Source organism: Shewanella sp. VK101 (assembly GCF_056497865.1).
On sequence record NZ_CM151402.1, the window covers coordinates 3,059,005 to 3,084,594 of the forward strand.

A 25,590-nucleotide genomic window follows, 5' to 3' on the forward strand; every position below is an offset into this window, starting at 1 on the left:
GAATTTGACGCAAATCAATCAAACTCCGGGCTTTAGCTGGGTTTTGCGGAGGGGCACACAGCCACCAAGGATGAGTATTGACTTTGTGGCAAAATCCTGTTAGAGCATTTGCACCAACTATAAATAATCCATCATTTTGGATGCTTTATGAAAAAACACGTATAAACTAGCCAAAATAAACTTTTTAACAATTCTCAAGGTTAAATATGCTAACTCAAATCGTGTGATTTTGATCTCATTATTTTTTAACCATTTGATTATGATGAAATAAATAAACACCAATTAACCAAACATAAAAATCACCAAAAATTCAGATTAATTTTTCTAATCTCATATCATATTATTTCTCGTTTGATAAAGCCGCCAGGGTTGACTAATATGTAGCCTGTGTTAAGGAGACGCTCGGGTCGGCCGACATCAATATCTGCAGACCTTCCTCCGCGCACATTGACTGAACTTTGTGTGGAGATATCGCTATGAAAAAGTTTTTTGAACGTCTGGTTAACTGCTACAAGCCTGTTTTTGTTGAACTTTACAAGTCTCAACTGGTTTACTAATCACAGCTGAGCAACTGCTTGTCTTGAAGTTTTGTTAGCGCAAAACGGCCCCATAGGTATTCCTATGGGGCTTTTTCGTCTCTGCAGCCATTAAAGAGTGATTCCAGCCTTAGTCCGGCTTTAGCCTGTTAAGCGCTGTAAAGCCTGCATTTTGACACTTCAATACATAAGAATATACTGAACAAAGTGCAAGCTATTGATGATTTAAAGTTTTTACTGTAGGGCAAAAGTTAAATAAAAAAGGCGGGTTATAAATACCCGCCTTTTTTTACCCTTTATGGGATGATTTTTAACCTTATCCCAACTTCACTCTGGCGTTACGGAACATTCTCATCCAAGGGCTGTCTTCACCCCAGTTTTCCGGATGCCAGGAGTTGGCGACTGTGCGGAACACCCGCTCAGGGTGAGGCATCATGATGGTGACTTTGCCATCCAGGCTACAGATCCCGGACAAGCCGTTGGGCGAGCCGTTGGGGTTCTGTGGATACAAGCTGGCCACCTCACCTTTACCATTGACATAACGCAGCGCCACAGTGCCGCTCTGCTCGGCTGCTGCCATGGCGGCAGCTGAAGCAAACTCGGCACGCCCTTCCCCGTGGGAAACGGCAATCGGCATTCTGGAGCCGGCCATACCGCTGAAGAACAGCGATGGACTTTGCTGCACTTCCACCAGGCTAAAACGCGCTTCAAAGCGTTCAGAGCGGTTACGGACAAAGTGCGGCCAATGCTCGGTACCCGGAATGATCTCCTTGAGGTTGGAGAGCATCTGGCAACCGTTACAAACACCCAGAGCAAAGCTGTCGGCACGCTCGAAGAAGCGGCTGAAGTCCTCACGGGCACGGCTGTTGAACAGGATGGACTTGGCCCAACCTTCACCGGCGCCCAATACATCACCGTAAGAGAAGCCACCACAGGCCACCAGTCCCTGGAACTCTTCCAGGCTGATACGGCCACTGAGGATATCCGACATATGCACATCACGGCTTTCAAAACCGGCACGCTCGAAGGCGGCTGCCATCTCGATATGCGAGTTGACCCCTTGCTCCCGCAAAATCGCCATCTTGGGTGCAGCGCCCTTGAGGATATAAGGCGCGGCAACGTCTTCTGCCGGATCAAAGCTCAAGTTAACCGTGAGGCCTGGATCGGTTTCATCCAGCTTGAGGTCAAACTCTTCACGGGCACACTCAGGGTTGTCCCTGAGCGCCTGCATTCTGTAGGTGGTTTCAGACCAGAGCTTACGCAGCTCGGTACGTGAAGCACTATAAATTTCAGCACCTTGATCCTGGATACGGATGCGGCCATCGTCGCTCAGCTCTGCTATCGGATGACAATCCACACCGGCATCAGTGTAAGCCTTGATAATCTCGGCGGCTTGGTCTTTGCTCACCTGCAGCACGGCGCCCAACTCTTCGTTGAACAGGCGCGCCAGGGCGCTGCCGGCCAGCGCAGAAATATCCACCTTCAGGCCAGTGTGACCGGCGAAGGCCATTTCCACCAAGGTGGTGAACAGACCGCCGTCACTCTTGTCGTGGTAAGCCAGCAAACTTCGCTCGGCCACCAACTGCTGAGTCACCTCGAAGAAACCTTTCAATACCGCTGCCTGATCCAGATCCGGCGCGATATCGCCCAGCTCACCGAACACCTGCGCCAGGCAGGAACCGCCCAGACGAGTCTTGCCCTTGGCCAGATCGGCCAGCAGCAGTAGGGTTTCGCCCTTGTCGGTACGCAGCTCAGGGGTCACGGTATTGCGAATGTCGCGCACCGCACCGAAGGCAGAGATGATCAGCGACATAGGTGCGGTAACCGCCTTCTGCTCACCCTTGTCTTCCCAGGCGGTCTTCATCGACATTGAGTCTTTGCCCACGGGAATGGTCAGTTCAAGCTCGGGACACAGCTCTTCGCCCACTGCCTTGACCGCCTCATAGAGGCCGGCATCTTCACCCGGGTGACCGGCTGCAGACATCCAGTTGGCCGATAGCTTAATGCGCTTCAGTGAGCCGATATCGGCACCGGCCATGTTCAGCAAGGATTCGGCCACGGCCATCCGCGCCGAGGCGCCAAAATCCAGCAAGGCCAGCGGAGTGCGCTCGCCCATGGACATGGCTTCGCCCACATAGCTGTCGAACGAGGCGGCGGTAACGGCGCAATCCGCCACAGGTACCTGCCAGGGGCCGACCATCTGATCGCGGTTCACCAATCCGGTTACCGTGCGATCGCCTATGGTGATCAAGAAGCTCTTGTCGGCAACGGTTGGCAGAGTCAGCACCCGCTTAACGGCTTGTGCGAGATCGATGGAGGCTTCATCCAGCGCCGCAGACTGCGCCTTTTGACTCACTACATCACGGCTCATCTTCGGTGGTTTGCCCAGCAAGACTTCCAGCGGCAAGTCGATAGGCTTGTTGTCAAAGTGCTCGTCGCTCAGGCTCAGGTGCTGCTCGGCAACCGCCTCGCCCACCACAGCAAATGGCGCGCGCTCGCGCTCACAAATGGCGGCGAAGGTATCCAGGTTTTCGGCTGCCACAGACAACACATAACGCTCCTGGGATTCGTTACACCAGATCTCCAGCGGGCTCATGCCTGGCTCATCGGAAGGCACGTTACGCAGCTCAAACTTACCGCCGCGACCGGCATCGCTTACCAGCTCAGGGAAGGCGTTGGACAAACCACCGGCGCCCACATCGTGAATAAACTGGATGGGGTTGGCATCGCCCATCTGCCAGCAGCGGTCGATAACCTCCTGACAGCGGCGTTCCATTTCCGGGTTTTCCCGCTGCACCGAGGCAAAGTCCAGATCTTCACTGGACTGGCCGGACGCCATGGAGGAAGCCGCGCCGCCGCCAAGGCCAATGTTCATCGCCGGGCCACCCAGTACAATCAGCTTGGCGCCTAAGGAGATCTCCCCTTTCTGTACGTGCTCTTCGCGAATGTTGCCAAGGCCACCAGCCAGCATAATAGGCTTGTGATAACCGCGCACCTCGACACCATTGTGGCTGCAAACCTGCTGCTCGTAGGTGCGGAAGTATCCCAGCAGGGCCGGACGACCGAATTCGTTGTTGAAAGCGGCGCCGCCCAGAGGACCATCAATCATGATGTCAAAGGCAGTCACAATCCGGTCCGGCTTGCCGTAGTCGCCTTCCCAAGGCTGCACAAAGCCCGGGATCTTGAGGTTGGATACGCTGAAGCCGGTCAAACCCGCCTTGGGCTTGGAGCCGCGGCCGGTAGCGCCTTCGTCACGGATTTCACCGCCCGAGCCGGTGGCTGCACCAGGATAGGGACTGATGGCGGTCGGGTGGTTGTGGGTCTCCACCTTCATCAGAATATGCATCGGCTCTGCGTGATAGCGATAAACACCGTCACTGTCGGGGAAGAAACGCCCGGCTTCAAAACCTGTCATTACCGCGGCGTTGTCTTTATAGGCCGACAACACATAGTCCGGGGTCTTCTCATAGGTATTCTTGATCATCTTGAACAGCGACTTGGGCTGCACTTCGCCGTCAATGGTCCAATCGGCGTTGAAGATCTTGTGACGACAGTGCTCTGAGTTCGCCTGAGCGAACATCATAAGTTCAATATCGTTGGGGTTGCGCTCAAGGCGCAGGAAATTGGTGACCAGGTAGTCGATTTCATCATCGGCCAACGCCAGGCCCATTTCGCGGTTGGCGATTTCCAGCGCCCGGCGGCCTTCGCCGAGAATGTTGACGCTGACAAAAGGCTTGGGCTCAGTGCGGGCAAACAGCACATCGGCCGCTTCAAAGCTGTCCAGTACCACTTCCATCATGCGGTCGTGCAGCAGCGCCTTGAGGCTCTTGAACTGTTCGCTGCTCAGAGCGTCGGATTCCACATAGTAAGCCAGACCGCGTTCCAAACGTTTTACCTGCTTGAGGCCGCAGTTTTGGGCAATGTCGGTGGCTTTGGAAGACCAGGGAGAAATAGTACCGGGACGGGGAGTAACAAAAAGGAGAGTGCCTTGGGGCTCGTGGGATTCGATGGCCGGACCGTAGGTTAGAATCTTACTCAACTGCACTTGGTCATCGGGGTTGAGCGCTTCGCTCAGATAAGCCAAATGAACATATTCGGCATAGATTTGCTTTACCGGAAGCTGGGCGGCTTCACAGGCCTGCATCAGCTTTTGCACTCTGAATGCCGAGAGTGCGGGGGCTCCGCGGATGATCTCCATCACGTCTTATCACCTTATTATTTATAATTACAGGGTCAGAGGTGGCGCTATTATAGGTAAATGCGCCCTACAAATCACCTCAGACTTTGCTTAAAACAGTGTTTCCTGTGATATAAAGTAATCCTATGGGGTAATATACCCTCCGGTGCCTGCCCCCATGGTTCAATCATGGGGATACCAGGCCTGCAACCAAGACGCAATTCATTGAATTTATTTGTAAATTAATCAAACAAAAGGAATAACCCCTATCTCAGCGGCAAACCACAGGCTAAGGGCTTTTACCGATAGATAATGAAACGATTCACCGCGACTCTCACCCTGATAATCTTGCTGGCAGGCTGCCGGCAAGCTGTCGTGGATGAAACTCAGGTAATCCCTGCGGTGAATGAGGCCAAGGAACTCAGGGTTGGCACCCTCTATGGCCCACAAATCTATGTTTCTTCCACCCAGGGCAGTGCCGGGTTTGATTATGAGATGGCGGCGCGTTTCGCCGACTTTCTCGGCAAGCCGCTGGAGATGAAGCCCTATGGCAATATCAATGAGCTCTACCAGGCGCTGAAACAAAACGAGATAGATTTGATTGCCGCCGGGCTGTCGGATACCCGTAGCCGCAGACAACAGTTTCGTCTCGGGCCACCGCTTTATCGGGTCAATCAGGTGATGGTCTACCGCGCCGGCACCCCTGTCCCCAAAGATCTCAACGCCCTGGATGCACCTGTTACTGTGATAGCCGACTCGTCGTTTGTGGAAACCCTGAACCGACTCAAGGCAGATAATCCCAACCTTGAGTGGCAACAGGTCGCAGATAAGGATAATGAAGAGCTACTGAGCATGATAGCCAGCGGCGAACTCAGCTACACCATTTCAGATTCCACCAGCATCAATATCAATCGCCGTTTTATGCCTGAGCTGAGATCCGGCCAGGTGCTGGAGCAGCAACAGGCTGTGGTCTGGCTGTTGCCACCCCGGGGAAGCGATCAACTGATGAGCCAACTGCTGCGTTTCTGGCACCAGGAACAAAGAGACGGCACGCTGGAACACTTGGTGGAAAAGTACTTCGGCCATGTCAAACGTTTCGACTATGTTGACACCCGCGCTTTTATCCGCGCGGTCGACAGCAAGCTGCCCAAGTACCGCCATCTGTTTGAAACCTATGCCGGTGAACTCGACTGGCGCAAGCTGGCCGCCACCAGTTATCAGGAGTCGCACTGGAACCCCAGGGCCCGCTCACCGACCGGCGTGCGCGGCATGATGATGCTGACCCTGGCAACCGCCAAACAGTTGGGAGTGGAGAATCGCCTCGATCCCGAGCAGAGCATCCGTGGCGGTGCCCGCTATCTGAGCGACATTTTGGTGCGCCTGCCTGAGTCTATTCCGGAGGAGGAGCGGATGTGGTTTGCCCTCGCCTCTTACAACATAGGCTATGGCCATGTGGAGGATGCCCGTAAGTTGGCACAGGCCAGAGGCCTTAATCCCAGTGCCTGGAAAGATCTCAAGCAGGTATTACCCTTGCTGCAAAAGCGCAAATACTACCAACATACCCGCTATGGCTATGCCAGAGGCAACGAGGCGGTGCATTATGTCGACAGCATTCGCCGTTACTACGACACTCTGGTGTGGATAGACAATCAGGCCAAACTGGAAGCCCTGGCCAGGGAGCAGGCTCAGGAAGAGGCTGCACAAAGAGAAGCGGAATCCCAGGCCGGGGAAGAAACCGAACTCAGCGGTGCCCAGCCCAACTGAAAACCCCGCACACGACTCATTTTCGCGCCAAACAGTCTTGCTTTGATGCGCTGCCCGCCATTTGGGGCTGGCGCAAGCTTAAATAAGCTGTTAGCTTGTCATTGATGCCAAAAAACTAACAAAGACATCTGAATAAACTAAGGTAAGCTTATGAAAAGAAAGACCATTAACAATGCAATGGCCCGTCGCCGCAGCCTGGTTAAAACCCGTCACAAACGCATTCTCAACCGTCACAAACTCTTCTTCAGTTTTCTGCAGCAGGCGGATTAAGCTTCCTTGCCTGCTTCAATGTCTTCTGCTCCTGTCTGCGTCGCCTGAAAAAGGCGCTCAACTGTTCGCTGCACTCCTGTTCCATCACCCCGGCACTGACCGCCAACTTGTGATTGAACAGGGGATGACGCACCAGATCCAGCACTGAACCGGCCGCGCCTGTCTTGGGATCCGCAGCCCCGTACACCAGTCTCCCCACCCTGGCATGCACCATGGCACCGGCGCACATGGCGCAAGGCTCCAGCGTCACATAGAGGGTAGTATCCAGCAGACGGTAGTTTTCCAGTTGACTGCCCGCCTGCCTGAGGCAGAGAATTTCCGCGTGGGCACAGGGGTCGTTGGCGGCAATAGGCTGGTTCCAGCCAAAGGCAATAAGCTTGTCATCTTTGACCAGCACGGCCCCTACCGGCACTTCCCCGAGGGCCTCAGCCTTTTGCGCCATCTCCATGGCCAACTGCATCCAATGTAAGTCGCGATTCTCTGTCATTCTATCCATCCGTTCTCAATGCGGCGCCAGTATAACTGGCATGAATACCAGTACCAAATCCGATACCAGCGGATATCGACTCTTTCGGCGCCTGCATGCGGCATAGACTCAAGGCCGCTCCAGGATCCTCGGGCCCGCGCCTTCCTGCCCCAGCACATCATCTGGGTTTCTGAGTGGACATTCGGCCAGCGATAAACAACCACAGCCTATGCAGCTGTCCAACTCGTCCCGCAGCCGGGTCAGCTTCTTGATCCTCTCATCCAGCGAGACCCTTAACTCGGCGGAAATTGTCCGCCACTGCGCCGCCGTCAACTTGGCGTTGGTGCCGTATTTGGCCAGTGCCTGCTTTATCTCCTCCAGCGGCACTCCGGTGCGCTGCGCCACCTTGATGATGGCAATCAACCTAAGCACAGTCGAGGGAAAGCGCCGCTGGTTGCCACTGCTGCGCTGGCTGCTGATAAGCCCTTTGGACTCATAAAAGTGAATAGTGGACACCGGTACCCCACTGCGTTTGGCGACCTGGCCTATGGTCAGAGCACCGCGGGATGCCCCTTCGTCATCATTTTCAGGTTCGGCAGTAAATTTTGTGTTCATCGACTATTGACCTCAAGTTAACTTGAGGTTTTATAGTGCCGCCGAAGGAATAAATCAACCCCCGCCAAGGATGGCCCCTTTACATAAACGACAAAAAACACAGGAAACTTGTCGCTATCATGATCAACAACTCCCTATCTCTGATGCTTGGCCTTTCGCTGCTTCTCGGCCTGGGTCTTACATACGGCCTGAAAGCCGATGATGAGGCTGACAGTGGCGGCCATGGTTATGGCCCTGTGGCTGTGTCATTGGCCAGCGTGCAACAAATCAGCCTGCCACAGCAACTCGACGCCGTCGGCGAACTGGAAGCCGCGGCCCAAATCGCCGTCGCTGCCGAGACATCCGGCCGGGTAACGGCGCTGCACTTCGACTCGGGGCAACAGGTTAAAGCCGGTGAACTCTTGGTGCAGCTCAATGATGCGGTGGAGCAAGCCGAACTGTTGCAGCAAGAGGCGCAGTTACTGGCAGCCGAGAGTGCCTATCGGCGTCTCGTTAGCCTGGCCGCCGATAATCTGGCCTCCAGGGAAGCACTGGACAATGCCCTGGCCGAACGCGATATGGCCCGCGCCGCTGTCGCCCGAACCCAGGCTCTGATAGCCCAAAAGGCCATCAAGGCCCCCTTCTCCGGTACCTTGGGGATCCGCAAAATTCACTTGGGCCAATACCTTGGTGCCGGTGAAACCATCGCCCAATTGGTGGATGACAGCCAGCTCAAAATCAACTTTGCCATCAGCGAAGCCCAGGCCGATAAACTTGAGCTTGGGCAGACATTGCAACTCAGGACAGACTTACGCCCCAATGAAAGCTGGCCCGCCAGACTGAGCGCCATAGAGCCGATTGTCGGCAGCTCACGAATGTTGCAACTGCAGGCAATATTGCTGCCAAAACCTATTGATGGCGAGCCTGATGATAAAGAGCAAGTCGACGACAAGCCTGCCGAAAAGGCGGCCAGCTATCCAAGCCAGGAGAATGGCGCTGCCAAGCTGAGAGCCGGCATGTTTGCCCGGGTGGCGTTGGAAAAGTCAAGACGCCAGGCGCTGATGATCCCCGAAAGCGCCATCACTTATAACACCTGGGGCGAAACCGTGTTTCGGGTCGATGCCGGAGAACAAAGCCTCACGGCCCACAAAGTGGCAGTTAAAACCGGCCAACGTCAGAATGGCTGGGTCGAGGTCATCTCCGGCCTGTCGCTTGATCAACTGGTGGTCACCTCCGGTCAACTCAGGCTGAGTGATGGCGTCCAGGTCAGCAGCACGGGCCAGGACAGCCTCACCGCAGCGCTGCTTTATCAGAGCAAGGGGCAATCACAATGAGATTTACCGACCGTTTTGTCGAGCGTCCGGTGCTGGCACTGGTGGTCAGCAGTCTTATCCTATTGCTGGGGCTGTTCTCCGTTGGCAAGTTGCCGGTGCGCCAATATCCGCAGCTGGAAAACGCCACTATCAGTGTGACAACCCAATATCCCGGCGCCTCGGCCGAGCTGATGCAGGGCTTTGTGACCCAGGTGCTGACTCAGGCGCTGTCATCAGTGGAGGGCGTCGATTTTATCTCCTCATCCTCCACCCAGGGCCGCAGTCAAATTCAACTCAGGATGACACTCAACAGTGACTCCACCCAGGCTCTGACCGAAGTGATGGCCAAGGTCAGTGCCGTGCGCTACAAATTGCCCAAGGATGCCTTCGATCCTGTTATCGAGCGCTCCTCGGGTGAATCCACCGCCGTGGCTTATGTCGGTTTTGCCAGTGACAGCCTGAGCATTCCGGCCCTGACCGACTATCTGTCGCGGGTGGTCGAGCCCAGATTTGCCAGCATTACCGGTGTGGCCAAGGTCCAGCAGTTTGGCGGTCAACAACTGGCGGTGCGCCTGTGGCTCGACAGCGACAAGCTTGCCGGACGAGGCCTGACGGCCGCCGATGTGGCCGATGCGCTGCGACGTAACAACTTTCAGGCCGCTCCCGGTGTGGTCAAGGGCCAGTTTGTTGTCGCCAATATCAAGGTGAATACCGATATCACTGATGTCGCAGCCTTTCGCGATCTGGTATTGAAAAACGATGGGCGGGACTTGGTGCGCCTCGGTGATGTCGGCACTGTGGAGCTGGGCGCCGCTTCCAAAGAAAGCAGCGCCTCCATGGATGGTCAGGCAGCTGTGCATCTGGGGCTATTTGCCACCCCCAAGGGCAACCCTCTGATCATAGTGGATGGCATTCGCAAGCAGTTGCCGGAGATCCGCAAAACCTTGCCACCGGGTGTTCGGGTGGAACTTGCCTATGAAAACGCCCGCTTTATTCAGGCATCCATAGATGAAGTGCTGCGCACCTTGCTCGAAGCACTGTTGATAGTTGTGCTGGTGATCCTCTTGTGTCTCGGGTCGCTGCGCTCTGTGCTGATCCCCATAGCCACCATTCCCCTATCCATGCTCGGCGCCGCTGCACTGATGCTGGCCTTTGGTTTCAGCATTAACCTGCTCACTCTCTTGGCCATGGTGCTGGCCATAGGCCTGGTGGTGGATGACGCCATTGTGGTGGTAGAAAACGTCCACCGCCATATCGAAGAGGGGAAACACCCAGTGGCAGCTGCCCTGATAGGCGCCCGCGAAGTGGCCGGCCCTGTGATAGCCATGACCATTACTCTGGCGGCAGTTTATGCCCCCATAGGCTTGATGGACGGCCTCACCGGCAGCCTGTTTCGTGAGTTTGCCATGACCCTGGCCGGTGCTGTACTTGTCTCAGGCATAGTTGCGCTGACCTTATCGCCGGTAATGAGCTCAATGTTGCTGCAACCAAAGCAGAGCGAAGGCCGACTGGCCCGCGCCGCCGAGCATTTTTTCGAGCGCTTGGGCGATAGCTATGGCCGTTTGCTGAAATGGTCACTCGCCCACAGAACCCTCAGCTTGGGCTTCGCCCTGCTGGTGATGCTTGCTCTTCCATGGCTCTATTTGCAGCCGCAGCGGGAATTGGCCCCCACGGAAGATCAGGCCGGCGTATTAACCGCCATCAAGGCGCCGCAACATGCCAATCTCGAGTATGCCGAGCACTTCAACCGGCAGTTGGATCAAATATTTACCCGGATCCCGGAAACCCAGGGTACCTGGATAATCAATGGCACCGACGGCCCGGCGGCCAGTTTCGGCGGTATCAATCTCAGTGACTGGAGTGAACGCAGCCGCGACGCCAGTGCTATTCAGGCCGAGCTGCAGCAACTGGCGGGCACTATCCCGGGCAGCAGTATCTTTGCCTTCCAGTTGGCGCCCCTGCCCGGTTCCACCGGCGGGCTGCCGGTGCAGATGGTATTGCGCTCCCCCGGCGCTTACCCCGAGCTTTATCAAACCATGGAGCAAATCAAGCAGGCGGCGCGCCAGAGCGGTTTGTTTGTCGTGGTGGACAGCGATCTGGATTACAACAACCCAGTGGTGCAACTCAGTGTCGACAGGGCCAAGGCCAACAGCTTAGGGGTGAGGATGCAGGATATTGCCGAGTCGTTGGCGTTGCTAGTGGGCGAGAACTATGTCAATCGCTTCGCCATGGATGGCCGCGCCTATGATGTAATCCCCCAAAGCCTGAGGGAACAACGCCTCTCGGCCGAAGAGCTTGGCAAACAGTATGTACGCAGCACTGATGGCACTCTGGTGCCCCTCTCCGGCCTGGTCACACTCGAGCGCGGAGTCGAGCCAAACCGTCTGAGTCAGTTCGGCCAGCAAAATGCCGCCACCTTACAGGCGATTCCGGCGCCGGGAGTCAGCATGGGGCAAGCTGTGGCCTTCCTCGAGCAGCAGCTTGCAGCACTGCCCGCCGACTACAGCCATGACTGGCAGTCTGACTCGCGCCAGTATGTGCACGAAGGCAATAGTTTGGCCTTTGCCTTTATCGCTGCGCTGCTGATCATCTATCTGGTGCTGGCGGCGCAGTATGAAAGCCTGATTGACCCGCTTATCATTCTGATCACTGTGCCTTTGTCCATCTGCGGCGCCCTGTTGCCACTGGCGTTGGGGTTGACCACTCTCAATATCTACACCCAGATAGGGTTGGTCACTCTGATAGGCCTTATCAGCAAACACGGCATTTTAATGGTGGAGTTTGCCAACGAGCTGCAACAGCAAAAACAGTTGAGCCGTCAACAGGCGATACTGGAAGCCGCCAGGATCCGCCTGCGGCCGGTGCTGATGACCACGGCAGCCATGGTATTTGGGCTTATCCCCATGCTGTTTGCCAGCGGCGCCGGTGCCGCCAGTCGTTTCGGTCTGGGCCTGGTGATCGTTTCCGGCATGTTGATAGGCACGCTGTTTACCCTGTTTATATTGCCGACCATCTACACCCTGCTGGCACGGGACCATACCCGCATAGATGAAAGACAGCAGCAGTTGGCGCCGGTATTGCAGAGCCAGTAACTCGGGCTCGCTATAGAAAGACCAAACTGCCCGCGATTGCGGGCAGTTTATTATTCGCTGCGCTCCTTAAGCGACATGACGATTACTTAGTCTTGTGCTTCCTGAGGCTGGTCCGCTTTATCTTTGGCTTCCCTGCGCCGTTTCAATTCGGCTCGCATCCAGGCGGCCGATTCGGCCATATCCCGCCTGAGCTCGGCTATCTCCTCATCCGTGAGCCGCCGAACCTGCGGCTCATCTCGCTGAGATATTGAGTTTGGTTTTGCCATTTCCTGCTGTTTGCTCATTGTTCATTATTCCTTTTTCTAAAGCAGGCCAACAAATTAGCATCATGTCTCCAAGAGTTTATCTTGCAAGCCAATAAAACCAAAGGGCCCCATTCACTCGGTAAAAGTGAATGGGGCCCTCAATCAGTTCTCTTTATTCCGCTCTCTTTAACAAGCTAAGGCTGCGGCATGGCACACAAGAGGCTGTTAGCGCAGGATCATCTGCGCCCGCTCAGGGCCGACAGAGATCATTTTTACCGGTACGCCCATCAGCTCTTCAACCCGCTGCACGTACTTTTGCGCCGCCAGAGGCAGGCTCTCAAAGGTGCGGCAAGCCGTGATGTCTTCGCTCCAGCCTTCCATCTGCTCATAAACCGGCGCCAAGGCTGAGGTTTGTGGCCAAATCGGGTTTTCGCTGTGATCGCCCTGATAATCGATGCAGATTTTCAGATCCTGCATCCCACTCAAACAATCCAGCTTGGTCAGCGCCACTTCGGTAGCTGCCTGCAGCTCGACACCATTACGGGTGGCCACGGCATCGAAATAGCCCATATCACGGGGACGCCCGGTTACCGCGCCATACTCATTGGCGGCTTCGCGGAAGCTGTCCTGCTCTTCCATGGCGGTGATCAAGGTGCCGGTTCCCACTGATGAGCTGAAGGACTTGGCTACGGCAATCACCCGCTCGGGGCGCAGTGCCGGTAAACCACTGCCGAGACCGGCATAAGCTGCGGTCACGTTGGAAGACGTGGTCCAAGGGTATTCACCGTAAACCAGGTCACGACCCGCGCCCAACTGGGCTTCAAACAGCAGGTTTTCATCTTTTGCCTGCAGCGCTTTCAGTGGCTCGCTCACGTTGCAGATGGCATCACGCCAAGGGGCGGACACTTCCAGCAACCAAGCAGTCATCTCTTCTGCGGTTTGCGAAAATTCAAAGGAGGGGTACAGCGCCTTGAGCTGCGGCAGTTTCCAGTCCAGCATAAACTGGATACGTTCACGCAGTACTTCAGGCTGCTTCAACCAACCCACCAGAATGCCTTTTTTCATTACCCGGTCACCGTAAGCCGGGGCAATGCCCTGGCGGGTAGAACCGTAAGCGCCGTCACCGAGACGCTCCTCTTCCAGAGTATCTTCAATGGCGTGGATTGGCAGGCACAGAGTCGCCCGGTCGGAAATGCACAGATTGACATTGACGCCGGCAGCTTTTACCTCGGCAATCTCTTTGGAAAGTGGCGCCGGGCTTATCACCATGCCGGGACCCAATACCGCCAAACAACCAGGATTGAATACGCCGCTAGGCAGTTGATGCAGTTTGAATGTACCAAAGTCATTCACAACTGTGTGGCCGGCATTGTTGCCGCCCTGAAAACGTATACTCGCCGCTGCGCTATCTGCCAGATAGTCCACGATACGGCCTTTACCTTCATCACCCCAGTTTGCACCAACTACAACGATAGACGACATTTCCAGTTCTCCTAAACAAAAACCTGTCTATCCTATGACCACGGCATAAATAAGAAAAATTAATAATCATTATTGGCTTGATAAGAAATCCATATCGGGATATTTTGCATCGGAATCGAAGATAGCGGGCAATTGTCGTGACCAAGGCCATGACTAAGGCCATGATTAGGGCCATGACCAAGCCGCCAACCATAAGGCACCTGCCCTAAAGCAGCAAAAGTACCGCTAAAAAACTCGTAAAGAGGCTGTTATGCTCGAACTCCACTGGCTTAAAACCTTTGTCACTCTGGCCCGCCTGGAACACTTCGGCAAGGCAGCCAATGAGCTGCATATGACTCAACCCAATGTCAGCTTGCATATCAAACAGTTGGAGCAAACCACCCGAGTAAAGCTGATTGAGCGTAATCCATTTCGGCTGACCCAAGCCGGTGAGCGTTTGCTAAGGAGTGCGCACAATACCCTGATGGAGTTGCAAAGTTGCCAGGCCGATCTCAACGCCATCAATGATCTGTGCCAGGGCACCATGACCATAGCCGCCAGTGATATTATTTCCAGATGGCTGCTGATAGGCCCGTTTCAGTCGTTCAAAACCGAATTCCCCGGCATCGACCTGACTCTGCTGAATACCACCTCCTCACAGGCGGCAGACCTGGTAAAAAGTGCCAAGGCAGATCTCGGCTTTGTGATGGCGCAAAAAGAGAGTCAGCCGCTGCATTTTACCGAGCTGAAACAAGTGAAATGGTACGCCTTGGGCAATGATCTCAAGGCCTGGCAGAGAGGAAAAGTCCCCACCCCGCAGGAAGCACCGACCTTGATACTGCTGGGGCACGACACCCGCACCCGGGATCTGATTGACCCGGCACTGCCTGAGCTCAAACTGCCGGAATACCGCATCATGGAAGTGGGCAGCGTGGATGCCCAAATCGACTGGGCCGAAGCCGGCTTCGGCATCGCCATAGTGCCGGACTTCGCCCTGCACCCGAAACTCAATTTGCAGTCCAGCATTACCCCACTGCCCAGCTTCCCTTCCGCCAGCCTGGGGTACATAGTGCGTCAGAACCAGGTGCTATCCAAAGCCATCAAGAAACTGCTCCATTGGGTGGATGAAGAGATATTGCAATCGCCGAGTGTGGGTTAACTGTGTGAAGGTAACAGGCATTCAACGACTTCCGGCTACAGGAAAATTTAACAAGCCGGCGTCAGATGAAAAAATAACCATTGACGCCATAACCATTTGTTATGCTTGCCTTTTCGCCATTGGATGCTCAGGATTCAACTGAAGTAAATCCCAAAGGTTGCCATACAAATCTTTAAATACCGCTACCGTACCGTAATCCTGCTCTTGGGGGTCACGTACAAACTCGATACCTACTGATTTCATACGCTCGTAGTCTCGCCAGAAGTCATCGGTATTCAAGAAAAGGAATACACGACCTCCCGCTTGATTACCAATGAAGTCTAATTGCTCAGGTTTTGAAGCCCTTGCCAACAACAAAGCCACTCCGTGGGAATTGGGCGGCGCAACCACAACCCAGCGCTTATCTTGCTCTGGTTGGTAAGTGTCTTCAATAAGCTCAAATTGAAGCTTATTAGTATAAAAATCGATTGCTTCATCGTAGTCTTTTACTACCAGTGCAATATGGACAATGTTCTGTTTCATCTTCTTATTCTTACCTTATATGCTGAACTGACTTGGACATGATGTAACCCTAGATTTTATCCCTCCAGTATTCCTGCAGCAGGGGAACCAATGAACCCTGTCGGCTTATACCTCATAAGTTGGGTAATCGATATAACCTTGTTCACCACCACCATATAAAGTTAGCCTTGCATCTGCATCGAACTCAGCCAATGGCCAGTCATGGGTATAACGGGCAACCAAGTCCGGATTGGTCACAAAAGGCGTACCAAAGGCAACAAAGTCGGCATACTGTTTGTCGAGTAAGCTTTGCGCTGTTTGCTTGGTCAGCTTGCCCGCCACCATAATAGGATTGCTATATACACTGCGAACCTGGCGACGAAATGCCTCGGGTACTACCGAGTAACGGGAGATATTCTCCGAAAAGTGCACATATGCAAGATTCATCGGCTGCAACTTTTCCAGCAAGGCCAACGTCAAGGGCACGATTTCCGGGTCCTCGCCGGCAAAGCCTTCGTTAACATAAGGGGACAAACGTACAGAGACCTTGCCTGCGCCAATCGCCTCACAGAGTGCCTGTAGCGTTTCCAGCAAGAAACGCATCCGATTCTCTTGATTGCCGCCATATTGATCTTGTCGTTGATTACTTTCCAGCCTTAAGAAAGTGTCGAACAGATAACCATGTGCGGCGTGCACTTCAACGCCATCAAACCCCGCCTCCATTGCATTTTGGGCTGCTTGCACAAAATCTGCGGTAGTGGCTTTAATCTCTGCTGTTGTCATCGCTTTTGGCTGTTGTGTTACCACCATACCAAAGCCGCCTTCAGCCAACGGGCCAAACACCTGATCTGGAATGCTAATCGCCGATGGCGCCAAAGGTTGCGAGCCGGCGATATTGGCATGGCTGCGACGCCCCACATGCCAAAGTTGAACAAAGATTTTTCCCCCTTGCTGATGGACAGCTTGAGTGACTTTTTTCCAGCCTTGGATCTGCTCAGGGGTATAAATCCCGGGGGTCATCGAATAGCCTCTCGCGATGGCTGAAACCGGTGCTCCCTCTGTAATAATGAGCCCGGCACTGGCGCGTTGCCGATAATACTCAGCCATCATCTCATTGGGAATGTCTCCCGGTTGAGAAGTACGTGAACGTGTCATGGGAGCCATGACGATGCGATTGTAGGTCTTTAATACTTGACCATGGAATGCTGTTAACATGCTACCCCCTTATGCCTGATAACTTGGATAATCAATGAGCCCTGCTTCACCGCCCCCAAATAGGGTATTGGGATCATGTTCAGCCAAGGGATAGCCCTGTCGTAAACGCTCCGGCAGATCTGGATTGGCAACAAAAGGCCGACCAAAACCTACCATATCGGCCAGGCCAGCGTTAATGGCTTGCTCTGCCTTCTCCAAGTTATAGCGTCCGGCATAAATCAACACTCCTTGATAGGCTTCACGGAGCGCTTGCTTGAACGAAAGCGGTGTATCGGGTGCATCGTCCCAGTCCACTTCGGCAATATGCAAATAAACAATACGATGTCGATTGAGTAGTGCTGCAGCAGCGGTATAGGTTTCAATAGGCTTTGCATCCACGGTGCCGTTGAGTGTGGTCAGCGGTGCCAGACGCACCCCGACGCGATGTGCCCCAATGGCGTCAACCAATGCCGTAACCACTTCATCAAGAAAACGAAGACGGTTTTCAAGGCTGCCACCGTACTCATCACCACGATTGTTTGCTTCGGAATCAATAAACTGGTTAATCAAGTAGCCATTGGCGGCATGTAATTCAATACCATCAAAACCGGCTTCAATAGCATTAAGCGCTGCTTGACGATAATCAGCGATAACTTGCTCTATATCGGCCTTTGTCATTGCCCTGGGCTGAACCACATCGACAAAACCGGGCTTGTCGCTGCCATTATCGACGAACACTTTCACGTTCTCAGCCTTAATGTCTGATGACGAGATAGGCTGCAAACCACCAATATTGTCCGGATGAGTCACTCTCCCCACATGCCACAACTGCGCAAAAATCGCACCGCCTTTGGCATGTACAGCCTCAGTCACTCTGCGCCAACCGACAATCTGCTCGGGAGTGTAGATCCCCGGCGTCCACGCATAACCTTTGGCCATGGCGGAAATCTGTGTACCCTCTGAGACAATCAAGCCCGCACCGGCACGCTGCGCATAATAGGTTGCCATCATCTCGTTGGCCACATCGCCTGGTTGACTGGCTCTTGAGCGCGTCATAGGTGGCATGACAACTCGGTTGTTGAGCAGTAGCTCACCCAGTTTGATCGATTGAAAAAGTGATTGTGTCATGGAAAAGCCCTCTCATGTGATGGCCGGCATAGTAACAAACCCAAAGAGAGGCATTGAGAGCAATAAAGACAAATCATTTTTGCCATATACGCAAAAATTGCCAAGTAACATAAAAGCCCAATTCCAGATAAGGAAAAGCATTCGACTCCCTTGAACCATGAAGGTACAAATAACGTTGGGGAAGGTACAAATAACGTTAAAGGAGGACTAAATTACCGCCGACGCAAACCGCAAAGAGAGCTTGCCCAAAGTCGAGTCATAGCGTCAATTTAGGCTGAATAAAGTCAATAAAAGCAGAGATTCGCTTGGCAACATTGGAGGATTTATAATAAACGGCATTAATCTGCTCTCGTCCTATATTGGTGATTTTTTCCCTTTCCAATAAAGGGATTAAACGCCCCTCACTGATATCTTTCTTCACCATAAATCCAGATAAGCAAGCGATACCATTGCCCTGTAATGCCAGTTGCCTCACCGTTTCACCGTTACTCGATGTTATTGTTGGGGTGATACGACCAATCCCTTTGAGCGGCCAATCGTTAAGGGTTTTAGGGCTGGAAAAACCCAACAAATCGTGATGAATAAGCTCACTGCTTTTATTGATAAATCCGCGTCTTGCGAGGTACTCAGGCGAAGCGACAACATAGAGCAAACTCTTACCGAGCGGCCGTGCGTGCAGAGTCGAATCGCTTAAAGAACCTATCCGAATCGCTAGATCTGTTTTCTTTTCCAACAGATCAACAAATCCCTCGTTGGATGTCAGTTCCAATTCAATATCCGGAAAGGCTTGCATAAAGGGCTGGATAAGCGGCACCAGTTGGTGAAACACAAATGGACTTGCGGCATCGACGCGTAAACGTCCCTTGGGTAATGTCCCTCTGGTGATAATCTCTTCTTCTGCTTGCTGAATTTGCGACAAGCCAAGACGAACTGTATCAACAAACTGCCGTCCCTCTTCAGTTAATTCTATGCGGCGCGTAGTACGATTGAGTATTGAAACCCCAAGCTGACTCTCAACCTTACTCACCGCCCTTGAAACCCGCGAGACCTGGATATCCAAAAGCTCAGCTGCCGGAGAAAAGCCACCATTGTCTACAACCGCCAGCAGTATTGCCAAGTCATCGGAGCGTGTTTTCATCACTCTTACCTAAATACATCGCCAACATTTTTTGCATTTATAGCAAATATCACCGGCTGAAACACTTATTTTTGACAAACTGATTTCTACGCATAATGCTCGCAAACGCCGGATTCCTCCTTGAGTATCGCGCCCATAGACAGCAAAAAAGGCGCCGAAGCGCCTTTTTAAATCACTATCCCGAGAGGGCTCATTCCCACTCAATCGTTGCCGGTGGCTTGCCTGAGATGTCGTACACCACTAAGGTCCAGCCTAGACTAGACCGTCAACTGTGGCAGACGAAGCCCACGATAGCTCTGAGCGATTTGGGCTGGTAATGCCGTTGACCAATCGGAGTGTGCATCTTCCAGACACTGCCTAGATAACAGCCACAGTTCAATAAAGTAAGGTTTGTAAGATCAAACATGATGTTAAATTCAGTGAGCGTCAATCAAGTCCTTCAACGATAACACCGAGCAAATGGTGTCGTGCCTAACATCATTATTGCCACAAAGTCATTTCCTCAAGTCCATTGTCCCGTTAAATCGAAGATGACAGGAACGACTCCTATTATCCCGACAGGATAGTCTCAGTTATCAAACCAAACCCAGAAAAATCATAGATTACTCAGTCTGTTAGTGATATTGTTCATTCAATATATGTGACTGGTAAATCGAGATAATGAGACATCTCGTTATTCAGATAAACAGGCAGTTTCGTTATACAGAATGTTATACATTACTCTCGTTCCCACGCTCCGTGTGGTTTTGCCTACTCGACATAACGAACCGCTCAGTCGCGAGGATGGGCGCAGTGAAGTTTTAGTTATCGATTGAATCCTCTAGCAGGATGCACCCGAGAGCGAAGGTTGAAGCTGGCAGAAAACGGGCGTCAAAAGCCATCAGGTCTAAAATGCCAATGCCTTTATCGAACAGGCATTCACTGAAGTGCATCAATGGATCAGCGAACAGATCGAATGAGCAATAAAGAAAGGCTGGGGGAGTGGATGAGGTGGTCAGTTTTACCCGCACTCCAAGTAGCTGTATAAGTTGGGACGTGGCGAGGCCTCCATCCCACGAACTGACTGAGATGTAGAACATTTAGCATTTCATCAATCAATACTGTGTAAATTTAAAGCGCCAGTTCTGATGAACGGGCTGGCCAAAAAATAAAATGACTGGATCGATACCGATATGACTGATAGCACGCAGACTAAAAAGCAAAAGAAAAACGACATCATCATCGACTTGTTCGCCTCCAATCTTCCTGGAAGCACCAAAGACGGTGATCTGATCCAGAAAACGTTGCGTGATCAGTTGGTTGAGAGCATTCGAAATTCGGTTACCCCGCCTGACGCTGATAAGTCTACTGAGGTAACACGAGTTATTGATGAGTCTGGCCGTAATGTATTTTTCGTGGATGGAACTCGTGGTGCTGGTAAAACCACGTTTATCAACAGCGTGGTTAAATCCCTGGACAGTGATAAAGGTGATGCCACCACCAGTATTAAGTGTCTGCCGACCATTGACCCCACCAAACTGCCGCGTCATGAACCTATTCTCGTCACTGTGACCGCCCGTCTGAACAAAATGGTGTCCGACAAGTTAAAAGGATGCTGGTCGTCGAATGACCATAAAAAACAAAAAGAACAATGGCAGAGCCACCTTGAGCAGCTGAAACGCGGTTTACACCTATTGACCGACAAGGAATACAAGCCGGAATATTTCAGTGACGCTTTGAAGCTGGATGCCCAGCTGGATTACTCCATCGGTGGCCAGGATTTGTCAGTAATCTTTGATCAACTGGTTGAATGTGCGTGTAAAATTCTCGACTGCAAGGCCATTCTGATCTCGTTTGATGATATCGATACTCAGTTTGATACGGGGTGGGATGTACTTGAATCCATTAGAAAATTCTTTAATAGCCAGAAATTGGTGGTTGTCGCGACAGGTGACTTACGCCTTTATTCCCAGTTGATTCGCGGTAAGCAATACGAAAATTACAGTAAAACTTTACTCGATCAGGAAAAAGAAAGCGCCCGCTTAGCCGAACGGGGCTATATGGTGGAGCACCTTGAACAACAGTATTTGCTGAAACTATTCCCGGTTCAGAAACGCATACAGCTCAAAACAATGCTGCAATTGGTGGGAGATAAAGGGCGAGATCAAGACTGCGAAAACATTAGCGTATTATACAGTAAAGACACGGGTAACGAAAAGGTTGATACGATTAGGAGTGCTTTGGAAAATATTGTTTCGAATGGTCTGAACATACGGATTGGCTCCGATCTTGATATGTATGTTGATGAGCTTTTGAAGCAGCCGATTAGATTGTTAGTGCAGGTGATGCAGGATTATTACTCCCGTTTACAAGCTTCTGATATATCTGAAAGCAAACTGCTAAGGGATTCGTTATATGGTGCAATGCTTAGCAGTATTTATAGGGTGGGCTTGAATTATGAGCAGCATCGGATTGGTATGGATTCTTTGTGTGATGATGTATTTAGATATTCACGTCAGGATCAAGAGGTTAATACCGGATTTTATCTTCGACCTCAATCAAGTTCTGAAGCTCTTCGGAACTGCTCTGTTTATTTATCCTCTCAAGTGAGTGCTTTGTGTGAGGGTGGGCTTTCACGAATACTTCAGCTTATGCTGGTTGGATGCGGCAGCATCAGTCTCTTTGAGCATGTGAAGAGGCGACTTGGAGGGGATGTTGAGAAAACTCGACCTAATATAGATACTGAGTTTAAATCATATATGTCAATTGGTCGTAGCGAAAGCGTTACTAATTGGGCAAATAGAAGTTGTGCCGTTATCTCTGATGATGGGTTGCCAACCCAGTCAGCAGGTGTATATCTTGGGATGATACAAGTAAATAAGAAAAATCGTGGTAAGAAAGGAGTGTACAAAGCATTAAATATAAATTCAGAAAGTGGATTGGCGAAGCTTGCTGTTGCTGCCTCTCTTAGCTCCGCATTGACGCCAGTCCCATCGGACTTTCTGTCTGTTTTTAACCTAATTGGTGCCATTGCTGATCTAGCGGATATTGATACCCGAATCCAGGTGGAGGATAGCGCTTCCCCTGATAAAAAGATGGGCGTGGAGGTATTTTATAAGGCTTTACAGAAGGTCTTCGCGAAGCCCACTTGTGTTGCACCTATATGGTCTAAACATATGGATAAAGGCACAGTCGAGGAGGTGGAAGATCTGGACGTTGTTGGGGAAACAGAAATTGGTGATGCAATGAAGGCACTTCTTGATTGGAATCGCCTTGTTCGTCAAGAGTCAACCAACATAAAGCCTTCCTCTATACTGATAGGTAAAATATGGACTCGGTTGTTTTTTAATTTGTCCTCCATATCTGAAAAGCATAAAGCGTTACTTGGTGATGATGAGGGTGCACACCTAGGAAAATATGCATCACATACCAATGCTGCAAAAATTATGCGATTTAATGTATTGGCATTCCTTCATGCGGTACTGGTCGAAGAAGATGCTTATCATCGAGTTGATGAGAACTCATTGTCTAGCATTTCCGTTACGTTTAAGCAAAATCCTGTTACATCAGTTGGTCAATTTGCGACCAAACTGGGTTCAATGGGGGCTTGGGATAAGTTGACAAAAACTCATCCGATTTTTTCTCTCATTATAAAATGCCCGTTAATACATCCGTTTCTTTTTCCTTTTGGGGGGATTAATTCGGCCGATAAAACACTCCTCCTGCAAGAAAAATCCCTTCTTGAGAGTTTTGGTAAGATTATTGGCGAAGAATTCATTAAGAATGTGGATTTCGATAAGTTGGAAACCACTGATTCCTCATTTTCAGGTCTGGGATGTAGGAACTTACATATCACAAGTATTGCTGCTGGGCCATATGATTCAAAATCGGAAAGGCAAGATACAACATCTTCGTCAGATCATGGTGTAGATAAATAATGCTAGCAGCTTTAAGGATTGGATATGGAACGGTTTCTTCTTAATTCAACAGAATTGTTGTATCGGCTGAGTACCGTCTCGTTAGATGAGGTATCACTTGATGACAAGGTGGAGTCATCTGTGTTCCTTACTCAATATGAACAAACGCGTAGTTTGCCTGATCATGTCGCCAAATCGGCATGGTCATCCTTGCTACAGGAACTCAAACAGCGAAACATGAAACTCGGCCCGATTGCCGCTTTACGCTTGATCGCTAAAAAATTTGTTAAAAACGAGAAAGGTGGCCCCAAAACCGATCTTGCTTTGTTCTCGGAGTGGCAAACACTGATGAGCCGAGTATCGTGCCTGCCGGTTATGGCGTGTCATCAGGTATTTAATCCTGGGCCTGCTAGTCAGGAATATAGTTTTCGCTGGCCTTTGTACCCTTATCACCCGACGGTTGAGGACTACATTACCCGTGAACGCCTGCACGAAACTCACCAACATCTGAATGGCAGTACCAGTGCGGAAGAGTGTTGGCTGGATGCGCTCAAGCACCCTGAAGTGACCGTCAGCGATTTCGAGAAGGGCTGGGTCTTTCAAGAGATGAAACAACTCTGTGCCCAGATTGACCCCTCCCTGACGCCGGGCATCTTCAGGGATCGTTTGCAGATCGCCCGCAATATTCGCGAAATTCTTTGTCGGGTAGTTCAGGGGGGGGAGTTGCCCGAGTGGATGGCGTCATTGCAGCATCCGCAGCAGTTGGCGGACAGCACAATTCTGCATGAGGACAAGGAGTACGGGTTTGCAACGGTTTGGCCAACGGACGATAAATACAGTCAGGAGTCGGAATTTTGCTGGCTAACCGGGTTGTTGGAAAAATGGCGGTATGGTGCGCCCGAAGGATTGGAACGACTGCTATGGATTTACCTGCTGATTCAGAATCAGTATCTGACCCTGCTGGTTCAGCGAGACGATTTTTTCGGTTTTGATCAGTTCCAGAAATACACCATGACGGAGCTGAGAGAAGAAACTGAGAAATCTTATTTGTCTCGTTTCAAAAATGCACATGGTGCTGGAGTGTGTTCTCAGGTGCGTTATTTGGAAGGACGTTTTGCCCCGAAGAGCGACCCTAGCAAAATGCAAAAACTGCTCTTCAGCGTTGTGCGTGGGTACTGGGATTACCTTAACGATCATATTACCGAAGATTGGGTGCACCCCCAACCTAATAATATCACTCAAGTGTTAGATAATCTTGAGCAGGTAAAGTCTAGCAGTATGTGTGCCGAGCTGGCGTTGGTGCCACACTTTATAAAGAGAAAGCCCAAAAAGGATGAAGTCTACCCCTACGCGTTGCTGTTCAAGGACTTGAAGAATCAGGCTGCTATACTGATGGACATCCTGAGTAATGAGCCACGCTTGACACGCTGGATTCGAGGAGTGGATGCCGCAGCTAATGAAATGCACGCGCCACCGGAGTTGTTTGGACCCTTGTTTCGGGTGCTAGCCAAATCAGGTATTGCTCATTTTACCTATCATGTTGGTGAGGACTTTCCTCATCTGATCAGTGGTATTCGCTCCATTGACGATGCCTTAAGGTTTCTGCCGTTGCGAAATGGCGATCGTCTTGGGCACTGCACAGCCATTGGCATCACGCCTAACATCTGGAAACGCTCTTTGCCATTGTCTTTGTCCATGACCAAAGAAACGCGATTGCTGGATCTGGTGTTTGTCTGGCGGGAACTTAGAAATCATCCGGAGCTGCTGCGCTACGCAAGTGATGCAGCGATTGAAGCGGTTCGTTTAGCCCATGAGGTGTTTTCGCTGGAAGAAGATATCTCGATTACCACCCTCGAAGAGGTGTTTAAATTGCGAGGTGTGTTGGCGGAATCGGAAGGCCTACTGGGTGAATTGGATGGCCCATTAAAGCCCGAATCTCTCTGGTTGGAAGAGTACGAGTACGCTAAAGAGTTGGCTAAAAAGACGGGAATGAAAAGGCCACTGAAGCTGTATAAGCAATGGCTGACAAATGACAAAGTGCGACTACAGCGTGCAGAATACGTTGAAGTTGCGCTGGAATATTTGCCGGATGAGGCGTTAATTTCGTTGCAACAGGTGGTGATGGCAAAAATGGCAGACCGAAACATTGCGATTGAGTGTCCTCCGACCAGCAACACCCGTATCAGTCAGTATCGAGATGTCAGCGAGCATCATATTTTTCGCTGGATGGGCTTGCAGGGTGAGGCGATTGAAGGTGATGTTCCTATGTCTATTTGTCTGGGTTCTGATGATCCGGGGATTTTCGCAGCAGATTTAAAATCCGAGTTCTATCATCTGTTCGTAGTGTTAACCCGAAAGTTCGGTTTGTCGTCAGCGGAGGCTTTGAGAAAGGTGGCGGAGGTGAACGAGAATGGGCGGATTTATCGCTTTCACGATGTCAGGTAGCGCAAATACGTTGAGGATTCTGTACTTGATCAAGACCAGCTAAGCTGTACTAGTTCAGACTTGATCTGACCAGTTACCCGTTTTTCATTGGTGTCTGTCAGACTAAGTTTTTGCTACTAGTCGACGTTTTAGTTCAGCTTTGACCCAAGCAGAGGACTCTTTCATATCACGTCTGAGCTCGGCTTTTTCCTCAGTTGTTAACAGTCGAAAA

At 51.6% G+C, this 25,590-nt stretch carries 15 protein-coding genes; 6 read left to right on the top strand and 9 right to left on the bottom strand.

Features of this window, described 5'->3' with window-relative positions; translation table 11 throughout:
• Positions 1-852: 852 nt before the first annotated feature.
• Positions 853-4,734: a phosphoribosylformylglycinamidine synthase gene (purL, locus tag ACSHSR_RS13715; RefSeq protein ID WP_208184629.1), complete on the bottom strand. Its 3,882-nt coding sequence runs from the start codon at positions 4,732-4,734 to the stop codon at positions 853-855.
• 291 nt (positions 4,735-5,025) lie between these two features.
• Here purL and mltF point away from each other — a divergent pair, with 291 nt between their 5' ends.
• Positions 5,026-6,477, top strand: coding sequence for a membrane-bound lytic murein transglycosylase MltF (gene mltF / locus ACSHSR_RS13720; protein WP_208184585.1), 1,452 nt, complete (start codon positions 5,026-5,028; stop codon positions 6,475-6,477).
• A 244-nt stretch (positions 6,478-6,721) separates the two neighbouring features.
• On the opposite strand, the gene tadA is transcribed toward mltF, so the two are convergent.
• Together tadA and soxR are read right to left on the bottom strand one after the other, a co-directional pair.
• Positions 6,722-7,234, bottom strand: coding sequence for a tRNA adenosine(34) deaminase TadA (gene tadA, locus ACSHSR_RS13725; RefSeq protein ID WP_096141360.1), 513 nt, complete (start codon positions 7,232-7,234; stop codon positions 6,722-6,724).
• 108 nt (positions 7,235-7,342) lie between these two features.
• Positions 7,343-7,828 (bottom strand): redox-sensitive transcriptional activator SoxR, encoded by a 486-nt coding sequence (gene soxR / locus ACSHSR_RS13730; RefSeq protein ID WP_146507864.1) that lies wholly within the window; start codon positions 7,826-7,828, stop codon positions 7,343-7,345.
• 119 nt (positions 7,829-7,947) lie between these two features.
• On the opposite strand from soxR, the gene ACSHSR_RS13735 reads away from it, so the two are divergent.
• The gene (locus ACSHSR_RS13735) at positions 7,948-9,141 is read left to right on the top strand and encodes an efflux RND transporter periplasmic adaptor subunit (RefSeq protein ID WP_345869766.1); all 1,194 of its coding nucleotides are present in this window, start codon (positions 7,948-7,950) and stop codon (positions 9,139-9,141) included.
• On the top strand, positions 9,138-12,212 hold the full coding sequence (locus ACSHSR_RS13740) for a MexW/MexI family multidrug efflux RND transporter permease subunit (protein ID WP_144158513.1): 3,075 nt from the start codon (positions 9,138-9,140) through the stop codon (positions 12,210-12,212). The genes ACSHSR_RS13735 and ACSHSR_RS13740 overlap by 4 nt, the downstream gene beginning before the upstream one ends.
• 86 nt (positions 12,213-12,298) lie before the next feature.
• Here the strand turns inward: ACSHSR_RS13740 and ACSHSR_RS13745 are convergent, their stop codons facing one another.
• Together ACSHSR_RS13745 and ACSHSR_RS13750 are read right to left on the bottom strand one after the other, a co-directional pair.
• Entirely contained in the window at positions 12,299-12,496 is a 198-nt protein-coding gene (locus ACSHSR_RS13745; protein WP_208149255.1) for a hypothetical protein, read from the bottom strand.
• A gap of 186 nt (positions 12,497-12,682) precedes the next feature.
• On the bottom strand, positions 12,683-13,939 hold the full coding sequence (locus tag ACSHSR_RS13750; RefSeq protein ID WP_479630843.1) for an adenylosuccinate synthetase: 1,257 nt from the start codon (positions 13,937-13,939) through the stop codon (positions 12,683-12,685).
• 250 nt (positions 13,940-14,189) lie between these two features.
• Here ACSHSR_RS13750 and ACSHSR_RS13755 point away from each other — a divergent pair, with 250 nt between their 5' ends.
• On the top strand, positions 14,190-15,077 hold the full coding sequence (locus tag ACSHSR_RS13755) for a LysR family transcriptional regulator (protein WP_479630844.1): 888 nt from the start codon (positions 14,190-14,192) through the stop codon (positions 15,075-15,077).
• Positions 15,078-15,176: 99 nt separating this feature from the next.
• Here ACSHSR_RS13755 and ACSHSR_RS13760 read toward each other — a convergent pair whose 3' ends face one another.
• The 4 genes from ACSHSR_RS13760 to ACSHSR_RS13775 all read right to left on the bottom strand — a co-directional run bounded on the left by ACSHSR_RS13760 (position 15,177) and on the right by ACSHSR_RS13775 (position 19,038).
• Positions 15,177-15,599 carry a VOC family protein gene (locus ACSHSR_RS13760; protein ID WP_045282449.1) on the bottom strand — a complete coding sequence of 141 codons (423 nt, stop codon included), beginning with the start codon at positions 15,597-15,599 and terminating at the stop codon, positions 15,177-15,179.
• Between the two features lie 105 nt (positions 15,600-15,704).
• The gene (locus ACSHSR_RS13765) at positions 15,705-16,793 is read right to left on the bottom strand and encodes an alkene reductase (RefSeq protein ID WP_479630845.1); all 1,089 of its coding nucleotides are present in this window, start codon (positions 16,791-16,793) and stop codon (positions 15,705-15,707) included.
• Between the two features lie 9 nt (positions 16,794-16,802).
• A complete protein-coding gene (locus tag ACSHSR_RS13770) occupies positions 16,803-17,900 on the bottom strand; it encodes an alkene reductase (RefSeq protein WP_335925654.1) in 1,098 nt (365 codons plus the stop codon).
• Between the two features lie 256 nt (positions 17,901-18,156).
• On the bottom strand, positions 18,157-19,038 hold the full coding sequence (locus ACSHSR_RS13775) for a LysR family transcriptional regulator (RefSeq protein ID WP_045282452.1): 882 nt from the start codon (positions 19,036-19,038) through the stop codon (positions 18,157-18,159).
• A 1,172-nt stretch (positions 19,039-20,210) separates the two neighbouring features.
• Between ACSHSR_RS13775 and ACSHSR_RS13780 the strand changes: the two genes are divergently transcribed.
• Positions 20,211-22,955: a hypothetical protein gene (locus tag ACSHSR_RS13780; protein ID WP_208242004.1), complete on the top strand. Its 2,745-nt coding sequence runs from the start codon at positions 20,211-20,213 to the stop codon at positions 22,953-22,955.
• 24 nt (positions 22,956-22,979) lie between these two features.
• Entirely contained in the window at positions 22,980-25,379 is a 2,400-nt protein-coding gene (locus ACSHSR_RS13785; RefSeq protein ID WP_208242003.1) for an amidohydrolase family protein, read from the top strand.
• Positions 25,380-25,590: the final 211 nt, after the last annotated feature.